The sequence below is a fragment of the Blastococcus sp. HT6-4 genome (assembly GCF_039679125.1).
GTDB classification, from domain to species: Bacteria; Actinomycetota; Actinomycetes; order Mycobacteriales; family Geodermatophilaceae; genus Blastococcus; species Blastococcus montanus.
This window is the reverse complement of record NZ_CP155551.1, coordinates 1,544,115-1,566,351: the sequence shown is the minus strand read 5'-3', so window position 1 is coordinate 1,566,351 and position 22,237 is coordinate 1,544,115. Positions and strand designations below refer to the sequence as shown.

Sequence of the window (22,237 nt, the reverse complement as noted above, 5' to 3'; positions counted from 1 at the left end):
CGGCCCGGTCGTCCGGATGCACCGGGCTCAGAGCGCCAGGGCCTGCGCCCGGCGGGTGACCTCGGTGTGCCGGTTGTCGCGCAGCGCCTGCACCGGGGTGCCGGGAAGCGACTCGTCCTCCCGGAACAGCCAGTCGAAGGCCTCCTCGTCGGTGAACCCGCCGTCCTGGAGCACGGTCAGCAGCCCCGGCAGGTGCTTGAGGATCACGCCGTCCTGCACGAAGGCGGCGGGGATCCTGCCGTTGCCGCTGCCGGGCACGGCCATCAGCTTCCGGTCGCGCAGCAGCTGCCGGACCCGGTTCGGCGAGGTGCCCAGGAGCTGGGCGACCTCCGCGGGCGTGAGCGTGTCCATAGAGTGCGAGCCTATGGCGACCATCGGACCAGCCGACACCCCGGTGCCGGGCGCGCGCGAGCAGCTCGTCGGCCAGGAGATCCCCGAGGACCCGCGACCCGAGCCCCCGTACCTGGATCTCGAGGTGCTCGAGGCCCGGGCGCGCGAGGTGCTGGCGCCACCCGTCTACGACTACTACGCCGGCGGCGCCGAAACCGAGACGACGACGAGCGAGGCCACGGCCGCCTGGCGCTCGTGGCGGCTGCGCCCCCGGGTGCTGCGCGGCGTCACGACGGTGCGGCTGGGCACCGAGCTGCTCGGCACCCCGGTGCGGACGCCGATCGGCGTCGCCCCGTGGGCCTACCAGGGCATGGCCCACCCCGACGGGGAGCTGGCCACGGCGCGCGCCGCGGCGGCCACCGGCGCGCTGATGACCGTCTCGACCAGCGCGACGCAGACCCTGGAGGAGGTGTCGGCCGCCGCGCCGGACAGCCCGCAGTGGTTCCAGCTCTACCGGTCGGTCTCCGACGCCCACACCGACGACCTCGCCCGCCGCGCCGGCGACGCGGGCTACCGGGCCCTGGTGCTCACCGTCGACCTGCCGCTGCTGGGCCGCCGGCGCCGGGACATGCGGCACGGCTTCGCCCTCCCCGAGGGGCTGCGGATGGCCAACCACCCGCCGGAGCACCTCCGGCCCACGTTCACGGACCTGGTGACCGCCACCTGGACCTTCGACGACATCGCCCGCTTCGGCCAGGTCTCGGGCCTGCCGGTGATCGTCAAGGGCGTCCTGCGGGGGGACGACGCCGCGCACTGCGTGCAGGCCGGCGCCGCCGCGGTGTGGGTCTCGACGCACGGCGGCCGCCAGGTGGACCCCGCCGTGAGCAGCGCCCACGCCCTGCCCGAAGTGGTCGACGCCGTCGGCGACGACGTCGAGGTGTACGTCGACGGCGGGATCCGGTCGGGCTCCGACGCGCTCACCGCGCTGGCCCTGGGTGCGACGGCGGTCTTCGTCGCGCGGCCCGTCGCCTGGGGGCTCGCGACCGGGGGAACCCGGGGTGTCGCCGGGGTGCTCGACGGGCTGAGCGCGGAGCTGGCGCACACCATGGCTCTGTGCGGCCTCCCCGACGTGCGCTCGCTGCCACGCGACACCGTGACGCCGGCCGGCGTGATCCGGCGCACCTGACCACGCGTACCAGCCGTACCAGCCGCCTCCTCCACCGCGTGGTTGGGCCACCGCGGCCGATCCCGCTCCTACACTCGGCGGGGTGGACACCGCCGTGACCGACCCCGTGGTCGGCCTCGTTCTCGAGGGGCGCTATCGCCTCGAGGAACGGCTGGCACGCGGCGGGATGTCCACCGTCTACGCCGCCACCGATCTCCGGCTGCACCGCACCGTCGCGGTCAAGGTCATGGCCGAGCACCTGGCCCACGACCCCACGTTCGTCGACCGGTTCACCCGCGAGGCGCGCGCGGCGGCGATGCTCAGCCACCCCAACGTCGTCGGCGTCAGCGACCAGGGCAGCGACCAGGGCCTGGTGTTCCTCGTCATGGAGCTGGTCCGCGGCCGCACCCTCCGCGACCTGCTCAGCGCCCGGGGCCGGCTCACCGTCGCCGAGGCGTTCGCGGTGCTCGAGCCGATGCTGGCCGGGCTCACCGCCGCGCACCGCGCCGGCATCGTGCACCGCGACATCAAGCCCGAGAACGTGCTCATCGGCGTCGACGGCGTGGTCAAGGTCGCCGACTTCGGCCTGGCCCGCGCCGTTGTCGGCACCGGGCAGACCAGCCAGACCGGTGGCGTCCTGATCGGCACGGTGGCCTACCTGTCACCGGAGCAGCTCGAGCGCGGCCGCGCCGACGCCCGCAGCGACATCTACGCCGCCGGGATCGTGCTCTTCGAGATGCTCACCGGGCACCCGCCCTACGGTGGCGACACGCCGCTCGCGGTCGCGTACCAGCACGTCCATCACGACGTCCCCGCCCCGTCGAAGGACGTCCCCGGCCTGCCGTGGCAGGTCGACGACCTGGTCGCCCGAACCACGCGGCGCGATGCCGCCGGCCGGCCGCTGGACGCCGGGGCGTTCCTCGCCGAGCTCTCCGACGTGCGCAAGGACCTCGGCCTCGAGCCCGTCCCGGTACCCACCGGGCAGACGACGGCCGGCCCGGCGACGCTGCGGCCCACCAACCGGCCGACCCGGCCCCGGCCCGGTCACCCGAGCAACCCGGGCACCGAGGTGCTCGGCGCCCGGGCGTCCCGCCCGAGGGGGACGAGCACGCTCCCGGGCATGGGGGCCGGCCCCACCACCGACGTGCACGGCCGCCGTCCCGGACCGGCGCGCCCCCGCCCCGGCGTGCCGGACCACATCCGGCGGCGTCGCGGCCGGCTCGCCGTGGCGGTCGTGCTGCTCATGACCATCACCATCGGCGCGGTCGGCTGGTGGGTCGGCGTGGGCCGCTGGACCGACGTGCCGGAACTGGCGGGCAAGGAGGAGGCGGCCGCGATCGACCTCCTGCAGGGCGCCGGCCTCGACCCCGACCCGGTGGTCTCCGAGTGGAGCGAGACCGTTCCCGACGGCGTGGTCATCTCCGCCGACCCCGCCGAGGGGGAGGTCATCCGCGGGACCGACGTGCGCGTCGTCGTCTCCAAGGGGCCCGAGCGCTACATCGTCCCGCCCGACCTCGTGGGCCTGCCCATCGACGAGGTCGAGGCCGCGATCCAGCGCGACCTCCCGGTGCAGGTGACCCGCGGCCAGGACTACGACGACGACGTCCCCCCGGGCATGGTCATCCGTTTCGAGCCGGCCGCCGGCATCGAGCTCAAGCGCGACCAGGTCGTGACGGCCGTGGTCAGCCAGGGCCGGGCGCCCGTGGCGGTCCCGGACGTCACCGGGCAGACGCCCGAGCAGGCCACGGCCAACCTGCAGGGCCTGGGCTTCACCGTCGAGCGGATCGAGGACGGCCGCAGCGACCAGGTCGACGCCGGTGAGGTCATGGCCGTCGACCCCGGGCCGGCGGCCGGGCCGGTCCCCTACGGCAGCACCGTGCGGATCCAGGTCTCGGCCGGCGTCCCGCTGGTCACCGTGCCCGACGTCGTCGGCATGAGCGGTGACGAGGCGACGGCCACCCTGGAGGCCGCCGGGCTGGAGGTCGAGGCCACCCGGTTCTTCGGCAACAGCGTGCTGCGGCAGAGCCCGGCCGCGGGCGAACAGGTCGAGCGCGGCACCCCGGTCACCATCCTGCTCAGCTTCGGATAGGCGTTTCTCTCCCGTGTCGAACACCTCCCCCGGTGTGCCGCCCGTCGGCGCGCACATCCAGATCAAGGGCGGCCTGGCCAAGGGCGGGCTCGCCTACACCGACGCCGTCGCCGCGCGTGCCGTCCAGGTCTTCGTCGGCAACCCCCGCGGCTGGAAGCTGACCGACGGCGACCCGGCGCAGGACGCGCTGTTCACCGCCGGCTGCGCCGAGCGGGGCGTGCCCTCGTTCATCCACACGCCGTTCCTCGTCAACCCGGGCTCGCCGACCGAGGCCACCGTCGAGCAGTCGATCGCCTCGATCGAGCACAACCTGCGGCGCGGCGCGCAGCTGGGCTGCCAGGGCGTCGTCGTGCACGCCGGCTCCTCCGTCGGCGAGGACCGCTACGACGACGCCCTCCGCCAGCTGCGCGAACGGCTGCTCCCGGTGCTGGAGGCGGCGCCCGCGGACGGCCCCCGGCTGCTGATCGAGCCCACCGCGGGTGGCGGCAAGGCGCTGGCGGCCACCGTGCAGGAGCTCGGCCCGTACTTCGCCGCCCTGGACGACCACCCGCTGCTCGGCGTCTGCTTCGACACCTGCCACGCCTGGGCCGCCGGACACGACGTCTCGGTGCCGGGCGGGATGAGCGCGACGCTGGACGCCCTGGAGGCCACCGTCGGCCCCGGCCGGCTGGGGCTGGTGCACGTCAACGACTCGCTCGACGAGTGCGGCTCCAAGCGCGACCGGCACACCACGATCGGCGCGGGCACGATCACCAGCGGCGAGTACGGCACCGGCCCGTTCGCCGAGCTGCTGCGCCACCGCACCACCGCCGGCGTCCCGATGGTCGTGGAGACGCCGAGCCTGCGCGACGGCGATCCGTGCGGCGGCCACACCGCCGACATCAAGCTGCTGAACTCGCTCATCGGGGACCCCCCGCCGGCCTGACCAGCGGCCGCGCGATCAGCACGCACCCATGGCTGCCCCTCCGGTCTTCCGGGCCGCCACCGGTGCGTGCTGATCACACCTGTGGACAGCGAGCGGGGCGCATCGCCGGGAGCGGGCAGGCTGCCCTGCCGTGCACTCCCCCGATCCCGCCCCTCCCGGCACCGTCTTCCGGGGCACCGACGCCCTCCGCCGCGGCACCCTGACTCGCGCGCAGCTGCGCTGCCGCCGCCGGCGGCGACTGCGACTGCGACTGCGACAGGACGTCTACTGCGACGCGGCGCTCCCGGTGACCGACGAGCTCGCCGCCCGGGCGGTCCTGCTGACGGCACCCCGGCAGGCGGCGCTGGGTGGCGGGGTCGGTGTCACGGTGCGGACGGCCACGACGACGGGTGACCTGGTCGGTGACGGGGCCCTGGTGCTCACCGGTCGCACGCGGACCGCGCTGGACCTCATCCGTCGTCCGCCGGTCGACGAGGCCGTGGTGCTGCTCGACCGCCTGGTGCACAGCCGCGTCGCGCTCCTCGACGACGTCCGGGCGGCGGCGCTGCGGCAGCCGCGGTGCCGCGGGAGCCGCCAGGCCAGGGAGGTCGCCGCGCTGGCCGACGGGCTCGCGGAGTCGCCGCAGGAGACCCGGCTGCGGCTGCTGCTGCACCGCGCGGGGCTGCCGGCGCCGGTGGCGCAGTACGAGGTCCGGCACGAGCGGACGTTCGTCGCCCGGCTGGACTTCGCCTACCCGGAGCACCGCCTGGCGATCGAGTACGACGGCGTCTGGCACGGGGACCGGGCCCAGTTCGCGCGGGACCGGCAGCGGCTCAACCGGCTGCTCGCGGCGGGCTGGCGGGTCCTCTTCGTGACGGCGGCCGATCTGCGCGACCCCGTGGCCCTGGTCGCCCGCGTCGCCGCGGCGCTGGCCGGGTGATCACCACGCGCCCACGGCTGCCCACCGGGCTCTCCGGGCAGCCACCGGTGCGGGGTGATCACCCGCGCCCCGCTCAGCGGTCGAGCAGCCCTCCGAGGAGGTCGGCGGCGCGGTCGATGCCGGCGCGGTCGACGTCGAGGTGGGTGACCAGCCGGATCCTCCGGGCGCTCACCTGGGAGATCAGCACGCCCTGCGCCTTGGCCGCCTCGGCCAGCATCGGCGCGTCGACGTCGTCGAGGACGACCATGTTGGTCTCCACCGACGCCGGGTCGACGCCGAGCCGCTTGGCCAGCAGCCGGGCGTGCTCGTGGTCCTCGGCCAGCCTCGGCAGGTGGTGGTCCAGCGCGTGCAGGCCGGCCGCGGCGAGCACCCCGGCCTGCCGCATGCCGCCGCCGAGCCGCTTGCGCCACAGTCGCGCGGTCGCGATCCGTTCGGCCGAGGCCACGAGGACCGAGCCGACGGGCGCGCCCAGCCCCTTGGACAGGCACACCGATGCGGTGTCGGCCAGCCGGCCGTAGGTGAGCAGGTCGACGCCGGCGGCCACCGAGGCGTTCCAGACCCGGGCGCCGTCGAGGTGGACGGCGACCCCGGAGCGGCGCGACCAGTTCCAGAGCTCCTGCAGCTCGGCCAGGGGCTGGACGAGCCCGCCGCCCCGGTTGTGCGAGTTCTCCACCGCGATCGCGGCGGTGCCGGTCAGGTGCCAGTTGTCCCGCGGCCGGACCTGCTCGATGAGCTGCGCCGCGTCGAGCCGGCCACCCGCCGAGACGACGGTGCGGGTGGAGATGCCGAAGATCGCCGCGGCCGCGCCCATCTCGTAGGTGACGACGTGCGCGTCGGCGTCGCAGAGCACCTCCTGGCCCGGCTCGCAGACCAGGCGCATGCCGATCTGGTTGCCCATGGTGCCCGACGGCACGAACAGCCCCGCCTCGTGCCCGAACATCGCCGCCACCCGCTCCTCGAGCGCGGTGATCGACGGGTCCTCGCCGTAGACGTCGTCGCCGACCTCGGCATCGGCCATCACCCGGCGCATCGCCGGGGTCGGCCGGGTGACGGTGTCCGACCGGAGGTCGACCAGGGAGTGCTCAGCCACGCAGCATCTCCGCGACGAGGAACGCCAGCTCCAGCGACTGCCCGGTGTTCAGCCGCGGGTCGCAGGCGGTCTCGTACCGGCTGTTGAGGTCCTCGTCGCTGATCTCCATGGCCCCGCCGAGGCACTCGGTGACGTCCTCACCGGTGAGCTCGACGTGGATGCCGCCGGGCCAGGTGCCGAGTGCCCGGTGGACGTCGAAGAAGCCGAGCACCTCGTCGACGACGCGGTCGAAGTGGCGGGTCTTGTAGCCGGTCGGAGACTCGTGGGTGTTGCCGTGCATGGGGTCGCACTGCCACACCACCTGGTGGCCGCTCGCGGTCACCTTCTCCACGATGGCCGGCAGGACGTCGCGGATCTTGCCGTTGCCCATCCGGCTGATCAGCGTCAGCTTGCCCGGCACGCCGTCGGGGTCGAGCCGCTCCACCAGCTCGGTCGCCTGCTCGGGCGTCGTCGTCGGCCCGATCTTGACGCCGATCGGGTTGGCCAGCTTCGAGACGAACTCGATGTGCGCGCCGTCCATCTGCCGGGTGCGCTCCCCCACCCAGACGAAGTGGGCCGAGAGCGCGTACGGGCGGCCCTCGTGCATGCGCAGCAACGCCCGCTCGTAGTCGAGGATGAGCGCCTCGTGGGAGTTGTACAGCTCCACCCCGCGCAGCGCGTCGGAGTCGATGCCGCAGGCCCGCATGAACGCCAGCGCCCGGTCGATCTCGCGGGCGATGACCTCGTAGCGCACCCCGGCCGGGGAGCTGGCGACGAAGTCCCTGTTCCAGTCGTGCACGGCGTGCAGGTCGGCCAGCCCGCCGCGGGCGTAGGCCCGGATCATGTTCATGGCCGCGGCCGAGTTGGCGTAGGCGCGCACCAGCCGGTACGGGTCGGGGATCCGCTTCTCCAGCACCGGCTCCAGGTCGTTGACCATGTCGCCGCGGTAGGAGGGCAGCCCCAGGGCGTCGGTGTCCGACGAGCGGGGCTTGGCGTACTGCCCGGCCACCCGGCCGACCTTCACCACCGGCACGCTGGCGCCGTAGGTGAGGACGACGGCCATCTGCAGCAGGGTGCGCGTCGTGGCCTGCAGGTGCGGCTCGGTGTTCAGGTCGAAGGTCTCGGCGCAGTCCCCGCCCTGCAGCAGGAAGGCCTTGCCCTGGGCAACCTCGGCCAGCTGGGCGCGCAGCGTGTCGACCTCGGTGGGGGCGACGATCGGCGGCACCGTGGAGAGCGTCTCCAGGACGGCGTCGAGGGCGGCGCGGTCGGGCCACCGCGGCTGCTGGGCGGCGGGCAGGTCCCGCCACCGGTCCAGGCCGGGCACCGTCTGCGTAGATTCGGGGAGACTCACGCCCCGAGGGTACGGCGGGTACCCGCAGGAACCCGAGGGCGTGTAGCCGGTTCCACACGTACGGCGGGCATCGCCGGCCCCTAGCCGAAGAAGACCTCCGCCTCGGCGTACCGCTCCGGCGGCACGAGCTTCAGCTTCGCCGTCGCCACCGACAGGGGGACGCGCACGATGTCGGTGCCGCGCAGCGCCACCATGACCCCGGTCTCCCCCGCGTGCAGCGCGTCGACGGCGGCCAGGCCGAAGCGGGTGGCCAGCACCCGGTCGAAGGGCGAGGGCGTGCCACCGCGCTGGACGTGGCCGAGGACGACCGCGCGCGACTCGCGCCCGGTCCGCTCCTCGATGAGCGCGGCCAGCGCCGGGCCCATCCCGCCGAGCCGCACGTGCCCGAACGCGTCCTTCTGACCGGTGGCGAGCACCAGGTCCCCGTCGGTGGCCTGGGCGCCCTCCGACACCACGATGATCGGCGAGAAGCCGGAGGCGAACCGGTGCTCCACGTGCCGCACGACGGCGTCGACGTCGAACGGGTGCTCGGGGATGAGGATGACGTTCGCGCCACCGGCCATGCCGGCGTGCAGCGCGATCCACCCGGCGTGCCGGCCCATCACCTCCACCACGAGCGCGCGGTGGTGGCTGTCACCGGTGGTGTGCAGCCGGTCGATGGCCTCCATCGCGACGCCGACGGCGGTGTCGAAGCCGAAGGTGTAGTCGGTCGCGTCGAGGTCGTTGTCGATCGTCTTCGGCACGCCGACCACCCGGACGCCGGCGTCGGCCAGCCGCCCGGCGACGCCCAGGGTGTCCTCGCCCCCGATGGGCACGAGCCCGTCGATCCCCAGGCGGTCCAGGGCGGCCAGGATCCGGTCGGCGCCGTCGTCGAGGGCGTAGGGGTTGGTGCGGGAGGTCCCGAGCACGGTTCCGCCCCGCGGCAGGAGGCCGCGGACCGCGGCCAGGTCCAGGGGCACGCTGTCGGCCTCCATGACCCCGCGCCAGCCGTCGCGGAAGCCGATGATGTCGTCGCCGTGCTCGCCGACGCCCTTCCGGACGACGGCGCGGATGACGGCGTTGAGCCCCGGGCAGTCACCCCCGCCGGTGAGGATGCCGATGCGCATGGGGGTCCTCCGGGAAGGGCGGGGCCTGCTGCCGGGTTGTCGGCGACATGATGCCGCAGGTCACGCCCTCATCGGCGGGTTCGCGTCCCGTCGCCGTCACCGGAGCGACGGGGGCGCTCGGCGGGCGCGTCGTGGCCCGCCTCGCCGCCGCCGGGGTGCCGTTGCGGTTGGTCGTCCGCGATCCGGGCCGGGCCCCGCGGCCCGCCGGGGCCGAGATCGTGGCGAATCCTGGCGGCTACGCCGACGGACCGGGACTGACCGCCGCGCTCACCGGCACCGACACCCTCTACCTGGTCTCGGCCGCGGAGTCCGAGGACCGGCTGCGCGAGCACCTCACCGCCGTCGACGCCGCCGCGGCCGCGGGGGTGCGCCGGATCGTCTACACCTCGTTCGTGGGGGCCGCGCCCGGCGCCGTCTTCACCCTCGCCCGCCAGCACGCGGCGACGGAGGCCGCCATCGCCGCCACCGGCCTGCGCCACACGGTCCTGAGGCACGGCATGTACGCGGACTTCGTGGCGTTCTTCGCCACCGTCGAGGACGACGGGACGGCGGTGATCGCCGCGCCCGCGGGGAACGGCCGGGTCGGCTTCGTCTCCCGGGACGACCTCGCCGACGTCGCCGCGGCGGTGCTGCTCGACGACTCCCCCGCGCTCGACGGCGCCGTCCTCGACGTGACCGGACCCGAGGCCCTGAGCCTCGCCGAGGCCGCCGCGGTGCTGACCGAGGTGACCGGTCGGCGCGCCGAGTACCGCGAGCAGACCGTCGAGGAGGCGTGGGCCACGCGCCGGCCCACCGGCGCGCCGGACTGGGAGATCGCGGGCTGGGTCTCCAGCTACCTGGCCATCGCCGCCGGCGAGCTGGCCACGGTCAGCGACGTCGTCCCGGCGCTGACCGGCCACCCCGCCCGGACACTCGCCGAGCACCTGCGCGCCCACCCCGGGGACTGGTCGGCACTGCGGTAGTCACGCCTCGGTCTCGATTGGACGCCCGGGTACCGGATCGTCCCTGAGCTGCCGAGATAGCCGGAAGCAGCGGCGCCGGGCCGCTGGCGATCCGGAAGGCCGACCATGCGCTGGACGACCCTGCCCGCCCGGGCGACCCCCTCCTCGTGGGGCATCCGCGCCAAGGTGGTGGCGCTGGCGGTGACCAGTGTCGCCGTGACCGGGGTGGCGATGGGCGGTGTGAGCGCCTGGCAGAGCAGCGGCTTCGCCGACGACGCGGCACGGGACATGGACGCCCTGGTCGCCGAGGACATCAGCCGGGCGGCCCGTGGCGCGTACGACGTCGTCTCCACCCAGGGCGCCTCGACGGCGGCGAAGGTCGACTCCGACCTGGCGACCGCGCAGTACGTGCTGGAGCAGTCCGGCGGGTTCTCGATCGACGACTCCGGCTCGCGACCCGTCGCGTGGGACGCCAAGAACCAGCTGACCGGCGAGGTCACCCCGCTCCAGCTGCCGCGCGTCCTGGTGGGCGGCGAGTGGCTGGGCAAGAACAGCGACGCCGCCGTCCCCACCCCCGTGGTCGACACGATCAAGTCGATGGTCGGGGCGACGGTGACGATCTTCCAGAAGACGCCCGCCGGCGACTACCTCCGCGTGGCGACCAACGTCCAGGCCGCCTCGGGCGCCCGGGCCATCGGGACCTACATCCCCGCCACCAACCCCGACGGCAAGCCCAACCCGGTCGCCTCCGTGGTCGGCAGCGGGCAGACCTACCGGGGCAACGCGTTCGTCGTCGACTCCTGGCTGGTGTCGGCCTACGCCCCGCTCTTCGGCTCCGGCGGCGAGGTGACCGGCGTGCTCTACGTCGGCGTGAAGCAGGAGAACCTGCCGGCGCTGCGCGAGGGTCTGCAGGCCACGACCATCGGCGAGCACGGCCACATCGAGGTCTACGGCGGAACCGGTGAGCGCGCCGGCACCGTCCTGATCAGCCCTGACGGGATCCGGGACGGCGAGCAGCTCCTGACGGCCGCGGACGCCGACGGCGCACCGTACGTGCAGCAGATCGTCGACGCCGCGGTCCAGCTGCAGGACGGCGAGCAGGCGACCGTCCGCTACGTCGACCCCGAGGCGGGTCCGACGACGGTGCGCGTCTCCTACTACGCCCCCTGGGACTGGGTGATCGCCACCGTGGCCCGCGACGCCGACTTCACCGCGGCGAAGGACGCGCTCGACGAGGGCCGCGCGGCCATGGTGTGGGCATTGGTGGTCGCCGGCGTGGTCATCGCCGTGATCGGTGGGCTGATCGCGCTGTGGGTCGGGCGCCGGCTCACCCAGCCGCTCGTGCACCTGCGCGACCGCATGGCCGAGATCGCCGACGGCGAGGGCGACCTGACCCAGCGCATGGACGACTCGCGCGGGGACGAGGTCGGGCAGCTGTCGGGCGCGTTCAACCGCTTCGTCGACAAGGTCGCCTGCACGGTCCGCGACATCCACCGGTGCGCGCAGGAGGTCGCCGCCTCCGCGGCCGGGGTCTCCACCGTCGCCGACGGCCTGGCCACGCGGGCGTCGCGCAGCCGGAGCCAGGCGCAGGGCGCGCACGGCGTCGCTGCGGAGATCAGCGGCAGCGTGTCCTCGGCCGCGGCGGGCGCGGAGGAGATGGGGGCCTCCATCACCGAGATCGCCCGCAGCGCCGCCGAGGCCGCGGACGTGGGCCGGCAGGCCGCCGCGCTCGCCGAGGAGACCGAGTCGACCATCGCCGCGCTCGGCGCCAGCTCGGCCGAGATCGGCGACGTGGTCAAGGTCATCTCGGGAGTGGCGGAGCAGACGAACCTGCTCGCGCTCAACGCCACGATCGAGGCGGCGCGCGCCGGCGACGCGGGCAAGGGCTTCGCCGTCGTCGCCAACGAGGTCAAGGAGCTCGCGCAGGAGGCGGCCAAGGCCAGCGAGGAGATCGGCCAGCGGGTGCAGGGCATCCAGACCGAGACCACGGCAGCGGTGCGCTCCATCGCCCGCATCGCCGAGGTGGTCCGCTCGATCAACGACCACCAGACGACGATCGCCAGCGCCGTCGAGGAGCAGACGGCCACCACCCGCGAGCTCACCCGCAGCGTCGCCGCCGCGGCCGACGGCGCCGGGACGGTGACCACGACGCTCACCACGGTCAGCCGGGACGCCGACGACAGCGCCGACGACGTCGAGCGGGCGCGGTCGGCGGCGCAGGAGCTCGACGGCCTGTCCCGCGAGCTCAACCGGCTGCTGGCGGTCTTCACCGTCTAGCCGCACCCGGGCCGCCGCCGTCGTGCGCTGATCGTGGTGGTGTCCGCGCCATCACCACGATCGGCGCACGGTCACGTGCCGCCCGGGCGATCAGTGCCGGGCCGCCGCCTCCATGGCGTTCCAGCGCTCGAGGTTGTAGCGGGCGTCGACCAGGGCGTCGTGGGTGCCGGCGGGCTTCGGCGGCAGCGGCGGCTGCCCGCGGTCGTCCCACCGCTGGCGCAGTTCGCGGGTGAACCGCGGGATCGGCCGGGGCAGCGCGGGCATCGCGCCCCACAGCTGGGCGAGCGCCACGTGGTCGTAGGCGGCGAACCAGGCCCACAGCTCGATCTCCTCACCCGGTGCGGTGAGGAAGGACAGCAGGTCCTCCCGGATCCGCTCCCGGCTGCGCCACGCCCGGTCCGCGGGCGGCGGCAGCTGGTCGAGCACGTTCCGCCGCACCCACGGGATCGCCTTGTCCGGGTCGAACTCCGTGCTGACGGCGTAGAACTCCCGGCCGGTCTCGTCGACGACGCCGATGGAGACCAGGTCGATGGTGGTGCCGTCCTCGATGAACTCGGTGTCGTAGAAGTAGCGCCGCACGGTCACGCGTCAACGGTAGAGGCGTCGTGCGGCGGCCCCGGCTCCTGCCAGCTGTCCCGCACGGCGACCGCCTCGACCTCCACCAGCTGGTCGGGGTGGCCGAGGACGGTGGCCCCCACCAGCGTGCTCGGGGCGTCGTGCTCGCCGAACGCGGCACGCACGACGTCCCACGCCGCCACCAGGTCCGCCCGGTCGCGGGTGACCACGAAGACGGTGGTCTTGAGGACGTCGGCCGGCCCCGCACCGGCCGCCTCGAGGGCGGCCACCAGGTTGCCCACGGCCTGCCGCGCCTGCCCGGCCACGTCGCCGACGGCGACGGTGTTCCCGTCGGCGTCCAGCGGGCAGGCGCCGGCGGTGAAGACCATGCGCCCGGGATCGGTCACCGCCGCGTAGGCGTAGGGCACGGTGCCGCTCAGGCCCGCCGGACGGACGAGCTCGATGCCAGTGGTCACGTCCCGATCATGGGACACCCGGCCCCGACCCGACAGCGGAACGCGGGGCAGCCGGGTGGGCGGCCCCGGCTCGTGTCCCGCTAGCCGGCGAGCGTCGTGGGCGCGCGGTCGGCGGCCTCGGTGGCCGGCGGCTGCAGGGTGGCGACGACGTCGTTCGCGCTGGCGCCCGTGGCGTCCATCGACTTCTTCACCGTCGCGCCGTAGACGTCGACATACTCCTGGCCCGAGAGCGTCATGATCTCGTACATGATCTCGTCGGTGACCGAGCGCTCGACGAAGCGGTCGCCCGCGAGCCCCTCGTAGCGGGAGAAGTCGAGGGGCGCGCCGAAGCGCAGCCGCACCTGGGTCAGCTCCTTGCCGAACGGCAGCCGGCGCCGGCTGTAGATCATCGCGACGGGGATGACCGGGACACCGGTCTCCAGCGTCATGCGCGCGACCCCGGTCTTGCCGCGGTACAGCCGCCCGTCCGGCGAGCGGGTGCCCTCCGGGTAGATGCCGAGCAGCTTGCCCTCGCGCAGGATGCGGATGCCGGTCTGGATGGCGTTCTCGGCGGCCGAGGCGCTGGACCGGTCGATGGGCACCTGGCCCGCCCCGGTGAAGAACGCCCGCTGGAGGAAGCCCTTGACCCCTGTGCCGGTGAAGTACTCGGCCTTGGCCAGGAACGTCACCCGCCGCTTGAGCTGCATCGGCATGAAGACCCAGTCGGACGCGGACAGGTGGTTGCTCGCCAGGATCGCCGCGCCCGTCGAGGGCACGTGCTCGGTGCCCTCGGCCTTCGGGCGGAAGATCACCCTCGCCGCCGGGCCGATCGCGACGAACTTGAGGAACCAGTAGAACAACACGCCTCCCTCGGGGACTGCCAGACTAGGGAGCCTGGGTCCCGAATCACAATCGGGGCCCCTCCCGTGAGGTACCCGACACCGGCCGTCCGCCGGCGGCGACGAAGGAGCACCGTGCCCGGACCGACCCCCGCACCCGAGGTCATGCCCGGCGCCGAGCCGTTCGACCTCCCCGGCGGCGACGGCCCCGACGGCCGCACCGGCGTGCTGCTGGTGCACGGCTTCACCGGGACGCCGATGAGCATGCGGCCCTGGGGCGAGCGCCTGGCCGCCGAGGGCTTCGCCGTCCGGTGCCCGCTGCTGCCCGGCCACGGCACCCGCTGGCAGGACTGCAACGCGAGCACCCACGACCAGTGGACGGCGACGGTCGAGGAGGCCTTCGACCGGCTCGCCGCGACCTGCGACCGCGTGTTCGTGGCCGGGTTGTCGATGGGCGGCACGCTGGCCACCCGGCTGGCGCAGGTCCGCCGGGACGACGTCGCCGGCCTGCTGCTGGTGAACCCGGCCCTGCTGACCCAGCGGCTGGACGCGAAGGTGCTGCCCCTGCTCGCCCGGCTCACCGCCAGCTGGGCCCCGATCGCCAGTGACATCAAGAAGCCGGGCGTCTCCGAGCTGGCCTATCCCCGGCTGCCCACGCGGGCGATGCTGCAGCTGCGCGGCCTCTGGAGCGCCACCCGCGCCGAGCTGGGCCGGGTCACCGCCCCCGTGATCGTCTTCACCAGCCGCGAGGACCACGTCGTCGAACCGGTCAACAGCCGGATCCTGCTCGCCGGCGTCGGCAGCACGGACACCACCGAGGTCGTCCTGGAGGACAGCTACCACGTGGCCACCCTGGACAACGACGCGCCGCTGATCTTCGACCGCTCGGTCGAGTGGATCCGGGCGCGCGTGCCCGCCGCCCCGTCGGCCGACCACCGATGACCGAGCGACGCGGACGCGGACGCCGCGACAACGGCCTCGACGCCACGCTGTGGAGCCCGGTGCGCGACGTCGACCCCCGGGTCGGGGAGCACCTGCTGGACATGCTCGGGGCCGCGGGCATCGCCGCGTACCTGGAGCCCTCCGCGGACGTCGCTCCCTACACCCGCTCGGTGTTCCTGCCGAGCCCGCCGTCGGACCGCCTGTTCGTCGACCGCACGCGCCACGCCGAGGCCCGGGTGCTGGTCGACCAGCACGCCGACGACCACCCCGCCCGGCCGCGGCCGCCCCGCCCCGCGGTCCGGCGCGACGTCGACGAGGACGCCGAGTGGCGCCGCATCGTCGCGGCGTTCGAGGCCGAGCACGGTCGCGCCGCCGTCGACCAGCAGCCGTCGGAGGCGCCGCCGCCCGTGGCCCACGAGGTGCCCGTCCTCGACCGGCCCGACGAGCACTACGAGCCGCCCCCGCCACCGCCGCTGCCGGTGCCCGCGCCCGCGGTGCTCTACGCGCTGCTGCTCGTCGCCGCGGGCATCCTGCTGATCGGGGCGCCCTCGGTGCTGCGGCTCTCGGCCGACGCCGGCCTGGTGCTCGGCGGGGCGGTCGTCGCCGGTGGCGTCGCGATGCTCGTCTCCCGGATGCGCGACCGGTCCGACGACGGCGACGACGGCGCGGTCGTCTGAGGGCCGGGACGCCGTGGCGAGACTCCTCTACACCGGCCCGGGCTTCGCCACGCTGCACGAGCAGTACGCCTCCCGGGGCCGGATCGACACGCAGGCGCAGATCTTCTCCGCCAGCGAGATCGACATCCGGGCCGGAGTGGAGCAGGTGTGGGCCGTCGTCGCCGACGTGGCCGGGTACCCGGCACTCGACCCCGCCTTCGGCGCGGTGCGCCCCCCCCGGCTCGCCGCCGGCGAGCCGCTGTCCTTCCGCATCCGCGGGTTCCCCGTCCGTGCCGTGCTCGCCGTCGTCCGGCCACCGCACGAGCTCACCTGGACCGGCCGGTCGCTGTGGGTGAACGCCGTCGACCGGCACGTCCTGGAACCACTGCCGGGCGGCGGGACGCGATTGCGGGTGGCGGAGTCGCTGGCCGGCGCCTTCGTGCCCTGGCTGTTCACCGAGCGGCGGCTGCGCGCCCAGCACCTGGCCTGGCTCGAGGGCGTCAAGCGGACCGCCGAGGCCGGGTGAGTCCACTAGCGTGCGGCCGGTGAGCACGCACACCGCCACCGTGACCGTGACCGGCCACCTCATGGACACCGGCATCCTCGCCCGGGTGCTCGACGACGTCCTCGAGTACGGCGGCGACTACCGGATCAGCGACCTCGACCTCGGCCGCGAGCACGAGGACGAGTCGACGGCCCTGGTCGAGATCCGCGCCGACGGGGCCGAGCGGCTGGACCGCATCCTCATGCGGGTGCAGGTGCACGGCGCGAATCCGGTCGACCCCGGCACCGCGAGCACCCGGCCGGCCCCGGCCGACGGCGTCTTCCCCGAGGACTTCTACTCCACGACCAACCTCGACACCCTCGTCCGGCTGGACCAGGACTGGCTGCGCGTGGTCAACCCGGAGATGGACTGCGGCCTGGTGGTGACCTCCGGGGACGCCGGCCCGGTCGTCCGCACCGTCCCGGTGAGCGACGTGCGCGCCGGGGACGCCGTCGTCTGCGGGGCCCACGGCGTGCGGGTGGAGCTGCCGCCACGGGCGCCCCGCGGCGAGGAGGAGGACTTCGGCTTCATGTCCTCGGCGGTGTCCAGCGAGAAGCCCCAGGCGCTGCTCGTCCGGCAGATCGCCGAGCGGATGCGCGAGGTGAAGGCGGCCGGCCGGCGGATCCTGTGGGTGGGCGGGCCCGCCGTGGTGCACACCGGCGCCTCCCCCGCCGTGGTCCGGCTGGTGCAGGCCGGCTACGTCGACGTCCTGTTCGCGGGGAACGCCCTGGCCACCCACGACATCGAGGCGGCGCTGTTCGGGACCTCCCTCGGCGTGGACCTCGCGAAGGGCTCCGGGGTGCCGCACGGGCACGAGCACCACATCCGGGCGATCAACACCATCCGCGCCGCCGGTTCGATCGCCGCCGCCGTGGAATCCGGCGTCCTGACCGGTGGCGTGATGCACGCGCTCGTGCGGGCCGGCAAGCCGTTCGTGCTGGTCGGCTCGGTCCGCGACGACGGCCCGCTGCCCGACGTCCTCACCGACGTGATCGACGGTCAGCGGGCGATGCGGGCCGAGCTGCACGACGTCGGGTTCGCGATCATGGTCGCCACGATGCTGCACTCCATCGCGACCGGGAACATCCTGCCGGCGTCGATCCCGCTGGTGTGCGTGGACATCAACCCGGCGACGGTCACCAAGCTCGCCGACCGCGGCAGCGCCCAGGCGATGGGCATCGTCACCGACATCGGCCTGTTCCTCGAGCAGCTCGCCCGCGAGCTCTGCCCGGAGTGATCCTCGGCGACGGGCTCAGGCGTCGCCCTCGGCGACGGCCTGCCGCACCAGGTCGGCGGCGCCGACGATGCCGGCCTGGGCGCCCAGCGCGGCCGCCACGATCCGCGGCCCCGGGCGGAAGCCGCGGCCGGGCAGCGCGCGCTCGAGCCGCTCGCGCGCCGGGCGGAGGACCATCTCCCCGAGCACGCTGACGCCCCCGCCGATCACCACGACCTCCGGGTCGAGGACGGCGGCCAGGTCCGCGATCCCCTGGCCCAGCCAGTAGCCCACCTCGGTGACCAGTTCGAGAGCGAGCGGGTCGCCGTCGTAGGCGGCCCGGGCCACGTGCTCGCCGGTGAGCCGGTCCGGCTCGCAGTCCACCCGCTCCAGCAGCATCGCCGCGGCGGCCGGGGAGGTGCGGGCCACCTCGCGCGCGGTCTGCCCGAGCGCCGTCCCGCTCGCGTACTGCTCCCAGCAGCCGCGGTTGCCGCAGGCGCACAGCCGGCCGTCGGGGACCACGCGCATGTGGCCCCACTCCCCCGCGACACCGTGCGAGCCGCGGCGCAGCCGCCCGTCCAGCACGATCCCGCCGCCGATGCCGGTGCCCAGCGTGACCATGAGGGCGAGGTCGGCGCCCTGCGCGGCGCCGTAGCGGTACTCCGCCCAGGCGGCGGCGTCGGCGTCGTTGCCCACCCAGAGCGGCCGCTGCAGCCGGGCGGCGAGGTCCTTGCGCAGCGTCGAGTTCCGCCAGGCCAGGTGCGGGCTGAACAGCACGGTGTCACCGGTCCGGTCGAACCACCCGGCAGCACCGACGCCCACGCCGACGAGCGCGCCGTCGTACCCGTCGGCCAGCTCCTCGACCACGGCGGCGATCGCGTCCTCGGTGTCGCGCACCGACGCTCCGGGCGTGGCCCGGCGGGCGGTCGCCAGGATCGAGCCGTCGGGCGTGACGATGCCACCGGCCACCTTGGTGCCACCGATGTCGATGCCGAGCGCGGGCAGCCCCGCGGCGTCCGGGCCGGTCACGCGATGTCGATCCGCTGCACCGGCGGCTGCTCCCCACCCGGCTCGTCCGCGGGCGCCGCGCCCGGGGTCTCGGCGAACGTCCGGAGCGCGGCCGCGGCCGTGGTGAGGACGTCGGCGAGCGCCGCGGTGACCTCGGGACGCTCACCGCGGACGACGGCCGCCACCTGGCAGACCGGGCACCAGCGGCAGTCGTCCCCGTGCGCCCCGTCGGCGTCCGGGGCGGGCCGGGCGCCGGCGCTCGCGGCCTCGAGCAGTCGGCGGGCCTGGTCGAACCAGTCGGCACCGGTCGTCATGACGTCCTCTCCTCGGCCTTCAGGAGGTCGGCCGGCCACAGCTGCGGATCCGGGCGGAAGCTGACCTCGAGGCGCGCGTCGGCGGTTCCCGCGTCGGCCAGCCGGCCACCGGTCACCTCGCAGCGGCGCAACAACGAGTCCAGGCGCAGCGAACGACGATCCTCCCCCACCCCCACCACGAGGTCATCGCCCCACCGGGTCAGGCCCACGTCGGTGCGCTCGGCGAAGGGCAGCGGCACGGCGAGCTGCCAGCCGCCGTCGCAGCGCCGGGGCGCCGGGGGCGGCGGGCCACCGGCGGCCGGCAGCTGGATCCCGTCGAGCAGCGCCAGGGCCTCTGCCGGGTCGGCCGGAGCCCCGGCGAGCTCGGCGACCGGGTGGACGGGCGCGACGGCACCGAGCGCCGTCACCGCGGCCTCGTGCTCGGCGGCCCGCCGCTCCCACCACTCCCCCGTTCCGCGAGGGGGCAGCCCCCGCGCGAGCACCGCGGCGGGTCGCAGCCCGTGCAGACCCAGCGCCGTCGCCGCCCGGCGGAGCGCGGGGACCGCGTCGGCGCGGGGACCGGCGGTCAGCCAGACGGCGGTGCCGGCCGGGTCGGCCAGCCGGTCGTGCCCCAGCAGCCGCTCGACGGCGGGCAGCGCGGCGAGCACGGTGTCGACCGGGCCGCGACGCGCCGCACCGGCGGACACCGTGGCGGTCCGGACGGCGGCCAGCGCCCGCACCGACGGCGGCAGCGCCTGGTCGAGCCACCAGCGCAGCGCCCCGGGAAGGGCGGCGAAGGCGAGCCCGTCCCGCAGCGGCCCGGCGTCGACCACCACGACATCGGCGTCCGCGCCGGCCACGGCACCCAGCAGGGCGAGCTCCTCCGCACCGGGGAGCGGCACGACCGAGCTCTCCGGAGGGAGCGGCAGGTGCGGCAGCACCCCGCCCAGCGCCTCGGCCTGCGCGGCCCAGAACGTCTCGACCGCCCGGCGTCCGCCGACCTGCTGCACGCCCAGCCCGGCCACCTCCGCCAGGCCGGGGACCGGTGGGGCCTGCCGGGTCACCAGCTGCGTGCGACGCCCGGCGCGGGCGCACCGGACGGCGGCCGCCGCGGCCAGCGTCGACGTCCCCGCCCCACCCGGGCCGGTGACCAGCAGCGTGCGCACGCCGGGTCAGCCCTCGACGCGCTTCTTGAGCTCCTTGAGCGCGGTGTCGAGGATGACCTTCTCCGCCTTGCGCTTGATCATCCCGAGCATCGGGATCGAGAGGTCGATCGTGATCGAGTACGTCACCTCGGTACGGCCGTCGGTCTCGACGAGGGTGTAGGAGCCCTCCTGCCGCTTCTGCATCTGGCCCCTGACGAGGTTCCAGGAGACGCGGCGGTCGTCGTCCCATGTGTAGTCCAGGACGTAGTCGTCCTTGACCGCGCCGGCGTCGAGCACGAAGTGGACGCGGCGGGCGCGGCCGTCGTCCCCGGTCTCGAGGACCTCGACCTTCTTGGCGGCGGAGACCCACTGCGGGTAGGCGGGGAAGTCGGCGATGACCGCCATGACCTCCGCCGCGGGCGCCTCGACGACGATCGACTGGGTGGACTGGTCGGCCATGGCCAGCAGGCTATCGGCTCCCGGGTGGACCGGCCCTCCCCGGTGCAGCACTGAGCTACTGCCCGGTAGCACCAGCGGCTAGATTGACCCGGACGTCCCCGTACCGGGGCGCGCGGGCGACGGTGCCTCGCGGCCGGCGGGGAGGAGAGGACCAGCGTGCGCGAGTTCAGCGTTCCTGTGACCACCGAGGTCGGGCCCGGCGAGGCCCTGACCGACATGCTGGCCGCCAATGTGGCGGAAGCCGGCGACGCGGTCGGTCTCCGGCGCAGGCGGAACGGCCAGTGGCAGGACGTCACCTGGAAGGAGTTCGCCGCCGAGGTCGCCGGCGTCGCGAAGGGGCTGATCGCCGCGGGCGTCGCCCCCGGTGACCGCGTGGCCCTCCAGGCCAAGACGCGCTACGAGTGGACCGTCTTCGACTTCGCCATCTGGACCGCCGGCGCCGTCGTCGTCCCCATCTACGAGACCTCCAGCCCCGACCAGGTGGCGTGGATCCTCTCCGACTCCGGGGCCACCGCGGTCATCGTCGAGCGGGACGAGCACGCCACCGCCGTCGACTCGGTGCGCGACCAGGCGCCGGACCTCAAGAGCGTCCACGTGATCGAGGACGACGCGGTCGGCACCCTCACCCAGGCCGGCGCGGGCGTCCCCGACAGCGAGCTCGAGGCCCGCCGGAAGACGCTGGCCGCCGACAGCCTCGCCACGCTGATCTACACCAGCGGCACCACCGGCCGGCCCAAGGGCTGCGAGCTGACCCACGGCAACTTCCTGTTCGAGATCGGCAACGGGATGAGCCTGCTCGGCCGGTTCATGAACACCCAGGGCTCGCTGCTGCTGTTCATCCCCCTGGCGCACGTGCTCGCCCGCGTCCTGCAGGTCGGTGCCGTCAAGACCCGCACGGTCATCGGCCACACCCCGGACGTGTCGAACCTGGTCGAGGACCTCGGCGAGTTCAAGCCGACCTTCGTCCTCGCCGTCCCCCGGGTGTTCGAGAAGGTCTACAACCAGGCGAAAGCCAAGGCGGAGGCCGCCGGCAAGGGCAGGATCTTCGACCGGGCCGCCCAGGTCGCCATCGACTGGTCGCGGGCGCAGGACACCGGTGGCCCCGGGCTCGGCCTGCGGCTGCAGCACGCGCTGTTCGACCGGCTCGTGTACGGCAAGCTGCGCGCGGCCCTCGGTGGCCGGTGCCAGGGGGCCATCTCGGGCGGGGCTCCTCTGGGCGAGCGGCTGGGCCACTTCTTCCGGGGCATCGGCGTCACCGTCTTCGAGGGCTACGGCCTCACCGAGACCACCGCCGCGGCCGCGGTGAACCACGACGACGCGATCAGGATCGGCACCGTCGGCCGCCCGCTCCCCGGGGTGTCCGCCGCGATCGCCGAGGACGGCGAGATCCTGCTGCGCGGCGGCGTGGTCATGCGCGGCTACTGGAAGAACGAGCAGGCCACCGCCGAGGCGATCGACGCCGACGGCTGGTTCCACACGGGTGACATCGGCGAGATCGACGCCGACGGCTTCATCAGGATCACCGGCCGCAAGAAGGAGATCCTGGTGACCGCGGGCGGCAAGAACGTGGCCCCCGCCGTGCTCGAGGACCGGCTGCGCGCTCACCGGCTGGTCAGCCAGTGCATCGTCGTCGGCGACCAGCGGCCGTTCATCGCCGCGCTGATCACGCTGGACGCCGAGGCCCTGCCCCAGTGGCTGGAGTCCAAGGGCAAGTCCCCCGACCTCAGCGCCGATCAGGTGCGCCAGGACCCCGACGTGCTGGCCGAGATCGACGCCGCGGTCACGGACGCGAACAAAGCGGTGTCCCAGGCGGAGGCGATCAAGAAGTTCGCGGTGCTGAGCACCGACTTCACCGAGGACAACGGGATGCTGACGCCCAGCCTCAAGCTGAAGCGCAACGTCGTCATGAAGGAGTTCGGCCCCGAGGTCGACGCCCTGTACGACCGCTGACGGCCC

Annotated in this window: 22 protein-coding genes; 11 read left to right on the top strand and 11 right to left on the bottom strand. The window is 74.6% G+C overall.

Going from position 1 to position 22,237, the window contains the following annotated elements:
• Positions 1–27: 27 nt before the first annotated feature.
• Positions 28–351, bottom strand: a complete 324-nt coding sequence (locus ABDB74_RS07680; RefSeq protein WP_346623025.1) for an Rv2175c family DNA-binding protein — start codon at positions 349–351, stop codon at positions 28–30.
• A 13-nt stretch (positions 352–364) separates the two neighbouring features.
• On the opposite strand from ABDB74_RS07680, the gene ABDB74_RS07675 reads away from it, so the two are divergent.
• The 4 genes from ABDB74_RS07675 to ABDB74_RS07660 all read left to right on the top strand — a co-directional run bounded on the left by ABDB74_RS07675 (position 365) and on the right by ABDB74_RS07660 (position 5,428).
• Positions 365–1,516 carry an alpha-hydroxy acid oxidase gene (locus ABDB74_RS07675; RefSeq protein WP_346623023.1) on the top strand — a complete coding sequence of 384 codons (1,152 nt, stop codon included), beginning with the start codon at positions 365–367 and terminating at the stop codon, positions 1,514–1,516.
• An 82-nt stretch (positions 1,517–1,598) separates the two neighbouring features.
• Positions 1,599–3,584, top strand: a complete 1,986-nt coding sequence (gene pknB / locus ABDB74_RS07670) for a Stk1 family PASTA domain-containing Ser/Thr kinase (protein ID WP_346623022.1) — start codon at positions 1,599–1,601, stop codon at positions 3,582–3,584.
• 13 nt (positions 3,585–3,597) lie between these two features.
• Complete coding sequence (locus tag ABDB74_RS07665; RefSeq protein ID WP_346623021.1) at positions 3,598–4,509, top strand: deoxyribonuclease IV; 912 nt, start codon at positions 3,598–3,600, stop codon at positions 4,507–4,509.
• 130 nt (positions 4,510–4,639) lie between these two features.
• Positions 4,640–5,428, top strand: a complete 789-nt coding sequence (locus ABDB74_RS07660) for a hypothetical protein (RefSeq protein WP_346623019.1) — start codon at positions 4,640–4,642, stop codon at positions 5,426–5,428.
• 73 nt (positions 5,429–5,501) lie between these two features.
• On the opposite strand, the gene ABDB74_RS07655 is transcribed toward ABDB74_RS07660, so the two are convergent.
• From ABDB74_RS07655 to ABDB74_RS07645, 3 genes are all read right to left on the bottom strand, one after another.
• The gene (locus ABDB74_RS07655) at positions 5,502–6,518 is read right to left on the bottom strand and encodes a GntG family PLP-dependent aldolase (RefSeq protein WP_346623017.1); all 1,017 of its coding nucleotides are present in this window, start codon (positions 6,516–6,518) and stop codon (positions 5,502–5,504) included.
• Positions 6,511–7,848 carry a class II 3-deoxy-7-phosphoheptulonate synthase gene (locus ABDB74_RS07650; protein ID WP_346623016.1) on the bottom strand — a complete coding sequence of 446 codons (1,338 nt, stop codon included), beginning with the start codon at positions 7,846–7,848 and terminating at the stop codon, positions 6,511–6,513. The genes ABDB74_RS07655 and ABDB74_RS07650 overlap by 8 nt, the downstream gene beginning before the upstream one ends.
• 80 nt (positions 7,849–7,928) lie before the next feature.
• Entirely contained in the window at positions 7,929–8,954 is a 1,026-nt protein-coding gene (locus tag ABDB74_RS07645; RefSeq protein WP_346623015.1) for a 6-phosphofructokinase, read from the bottom strand.
• A 47-nt stretch (positions 8,955–9,001) separates the two neighbouring features.
• On the opposite strand from ABDB74_RS07645, the gene ABDB74_RS07640 reads away from it, so the two are divergent.
• Together ABDB74_RS07640 and ABDB74_RS07635 are read left to right on the top strand one after the other, a co-directional pair.
• Entirely contained in the window at positions 9,002–9,916 is a 915-nt protein-coding gene (locus ABDB74_RS07640) for an NmrA family NAD(P)-binding protein (protein ID WP_346623013.1), read from the top strand.
• 105 nt (positions 9,917–10,021) lie between these two features.
• Positions 10,022–12,172: a methyl-accepting chemotaxis protein gene (locus ABDB74_RS07635; RefSeq protein ID WP_346623011.1), complete on the top strand. Its 2,151-nt coding sequence runs from the start codon at positions 10,022–10,024 to the stop codon at positions 12,170–12,172.
• 90 nt (positions 12,173–12,262) lie between these two features.
• Here ABDB74_RS07635 and ABDB74_RS07630 read toward each other — a convergent pair whose 3' ends face one another.
• The 3 genes from ABDB74_RS07630 to ABDB74_RS07620 all read right to left on the bottom strand — a co-directional run bounded on the left by ABDB74_RS07630 (position 12,263) and on the right by ABDB74_RS07620 (position 14,045).
• The gene (locus tag ABDB74_RS07630; protein ID WP_407062167.1) at positions 12,263–12,751 is read right to left on the bottom strand and encodes a polyadenylate-specific 3'-exoribonuclease AS; all 489 of its coding nucleotides are present in this window, start codon (positions 12,749–12,751) and stop codon (positions 12,263–12,265) included.
• Between the two features lie 2 nt (positions 12,752–12,753).
• The gene (locus tag ABDB74_RS07625) at positions 12,754–13,203 is read right to left on the bottom strand and encodes a RidA family protein (protein WP_346623007.1); all 450 of its coding nucleotides are present in this window, start codon (positions 13,201–13,203) and stop codon (positions 12,754–12,756) included.
• A gap of 80 nt (positions 13,204–13,283) precedes the next feature.
• Positions 13,284–14,045 carry a lysophospholipid acyltransferase family protein gene (locus ABDB74_RS07620; protein ID WP_346623005.1) on the bottom strand — a complete coding sequence of 254 codons (762 nt, stop codon included), beginning with the start codon at positions 14,043–14,045 and terminating at the stop codon, positions 13,284–13,286.
• A gap of 111 nt (positions 14,046–14,156) precedes the next feature.
• Here ABDB74_RS07620 and ABDB74_RS07615 point away from each other — a divergent pair, with 111 nt between their 5' ends.
• Genes ABDB74_RS07615 through ABDB74_RS07600 form a run of 4 tightly spaced genes read left to right on the top strand, consistent with a single transcriptional unit; the run spans position 14,157 to position 17,400 of the window.
• Entirely contained in the window at positions 14,157–14,963 is an 807-nt protein-coding gene (locus ABDB74_RS07615) for an alpha/beta fold hydrolase (protein WP_346623004.1), read from the top strand.
• Positions 14,960–15,640: a hypothetical protein gene (locus ABDB74_RS07610; RefSeq protein WP_346623003.1), complete on the top strand. Its 681-nt coding sequence runs from the start codon at positions 14,960–14,962 to the stop codon at positions 15,638–15,640. Before ABDB74_RS07615 ends, ABDB74_RS07610 begins: the two co-directional genes overlap by 4 nt.
• 13 nt (positions 15,641–15,653) lie before the next feature.
• Positions 15,654–16,145 carry an SRPBCC domain-containing protein gene (locus tag ABDB74_RS07605; protein ID WP_346623002.1) on the top strand — a complete coding sequence of 164 codons (492 nt, stop codon included), beginning with the start codon at positions 15,654–15,656 and terminating at the stop codon, positions 16,143–16,145.
• 19 nt (positions 16,146–16,164) lie between these two features.
• Positions 16,165–17,400, top strand: coding sequence for a TIGR00300 family protein (locus ABDB74_RS07600; RefSeq protein WP_346623001.1), 1,236 nt, complete (start codon positions 16,165–16,167; stop codon positions 17,398–17,400).
• Between the two features lie 15 nt (positions 17,401–17,415).
• On the opposite strand, the gene ABDB74_RS07595 is transcribed toward ABDB74_RS07600, so the two are convergent.
• The 4 genes from ABDB74_RS07595 to ABDB74_RS07580 are packed head-to-tail and all read right to left on the bottom strand — an operon-like array spanning position 17,416 to position 20,281.
• The gene (locus ABDB74_RS07595) at positions 17,416–18,405 is read right to left on the bottom strand and encodes an ROK family glucokinase (RefSeq protein WP_346623000.1); all 990 of its coding nucleotides are present in this window, start codon (positions 18,403–18,405) and stop codon (positions 17,416–17,418) included.
• Positions 18,402–18,698, bottom strand: coding sequence for a hypothetical protein (locus ABDB74_RS07590; RefSeq protein WP_346622999.1), 297 nt, complete (start codon positions 18,696–18,698; stop codon positions 18,402–18,404). The genes ABDB74_RS07595 and ABDB74_RS07590 overlap by 4 nt, the downstream gene beginning before the upstream one ends.
• On the bottom strand, positions 18,695–19,843 hold the full coding sequence (locus ABDB74_RS07585) for an ion transporter (RefSeq protein ID WP_346622997.1): 1,149 nt from the start codon (positions 19,841–19,843) through the stop codon (positions 18,695–18,697). Before ABDB74_RS07585 ends, ABDB74_RS07590 begins: the two co-directional genes overlap by 4 nt.
• Positions 19,844–19,849: 6 nt before the next feature.
• Entirely contained in the window at positions 19,850–20,281 is a 432-nt protein-coding gene (locus ABDB74_RS07580; protein WP_346622996.1) for an SRPBCC family protein, read from the bottom strand.
• Between the two features lie 156 nt (positions 20,282–20,437).
• On the opposite strand from ABDB74_RS07580, the gene ABDB74_RS07575 reads away from it, so the two are divergent.
• Positions 20,438–22,231 (top strand): long-chain fatty acid--CoA ligase, encoded by a 1,794-nt coding sequence (locus tag ABDB74_RS07575; RefSeq protein ID WP_346622995.1) that lies wholly within the window; start codon positions 20,438–20,440, stop codon positions 22,229–22,231.
• The last annotated feature ends 6 nt before the right edge of the window (positions 22,232–22,237 follow it).

Coding starts and splice junctions, on each gene's coding strand:
- ABDB74_RS07680 (WP_346623025.1), bottom strand. CDS start 351: ATGGACACGCTCACGCCCGCGGAGGTCGCCCAGCTCCTGGGCACCTCG.
- ABDB74_RS07675 (WP_346623023.1), top strand. CDS start 365: ATGGCGACCATCGGACCAGCCGACACCCCGGTGCCGGGCGCGCGCGAG.
- ABDB74_RS07645 (WP_346623015.1), bottom strand. CDS start 8,954: ATGCGCATCGGCATCCTCACCGGCGGGGGTGACTGCCCGGGGCTCAAC.
- ABDB74_RS07640 (WP_346623013.1), top strand. CDS start 9,002: ATGATGCCGCAGGTCACGCCCTCATCGGCGGGTTCGCGTCCCGTCGCC.
- ABDB74_RS07635 (WP_346623011.1), top strand. CDS start 10,022: ATGCGCTGGACGACCCTGCCCGCCCGGGCGACCCCCTCCTCGTGGGGC.
- ABDB74_RS07610 (WP_346623003.1), top strand. CDS start 14,960: ATGACCGAGCGACGCGGACGCGGACGCCGCGACAACGGCCTCGACGCC.
- ABDB74_RS07590 (WP_346622999.1), bottom strand. CDS start 18,698: ATGACGACCGGTGCCGACTGGTTCGACCAGGCCCGCCGACTGCTCGAG.
- ABDB74_RS07580 (WP_346622996.1), bottom strand. CDS start 20,281: ATGGCCGACCAGTCCACCCAGTCGATCGTCGTCGAGGCGCCCGCGGCG.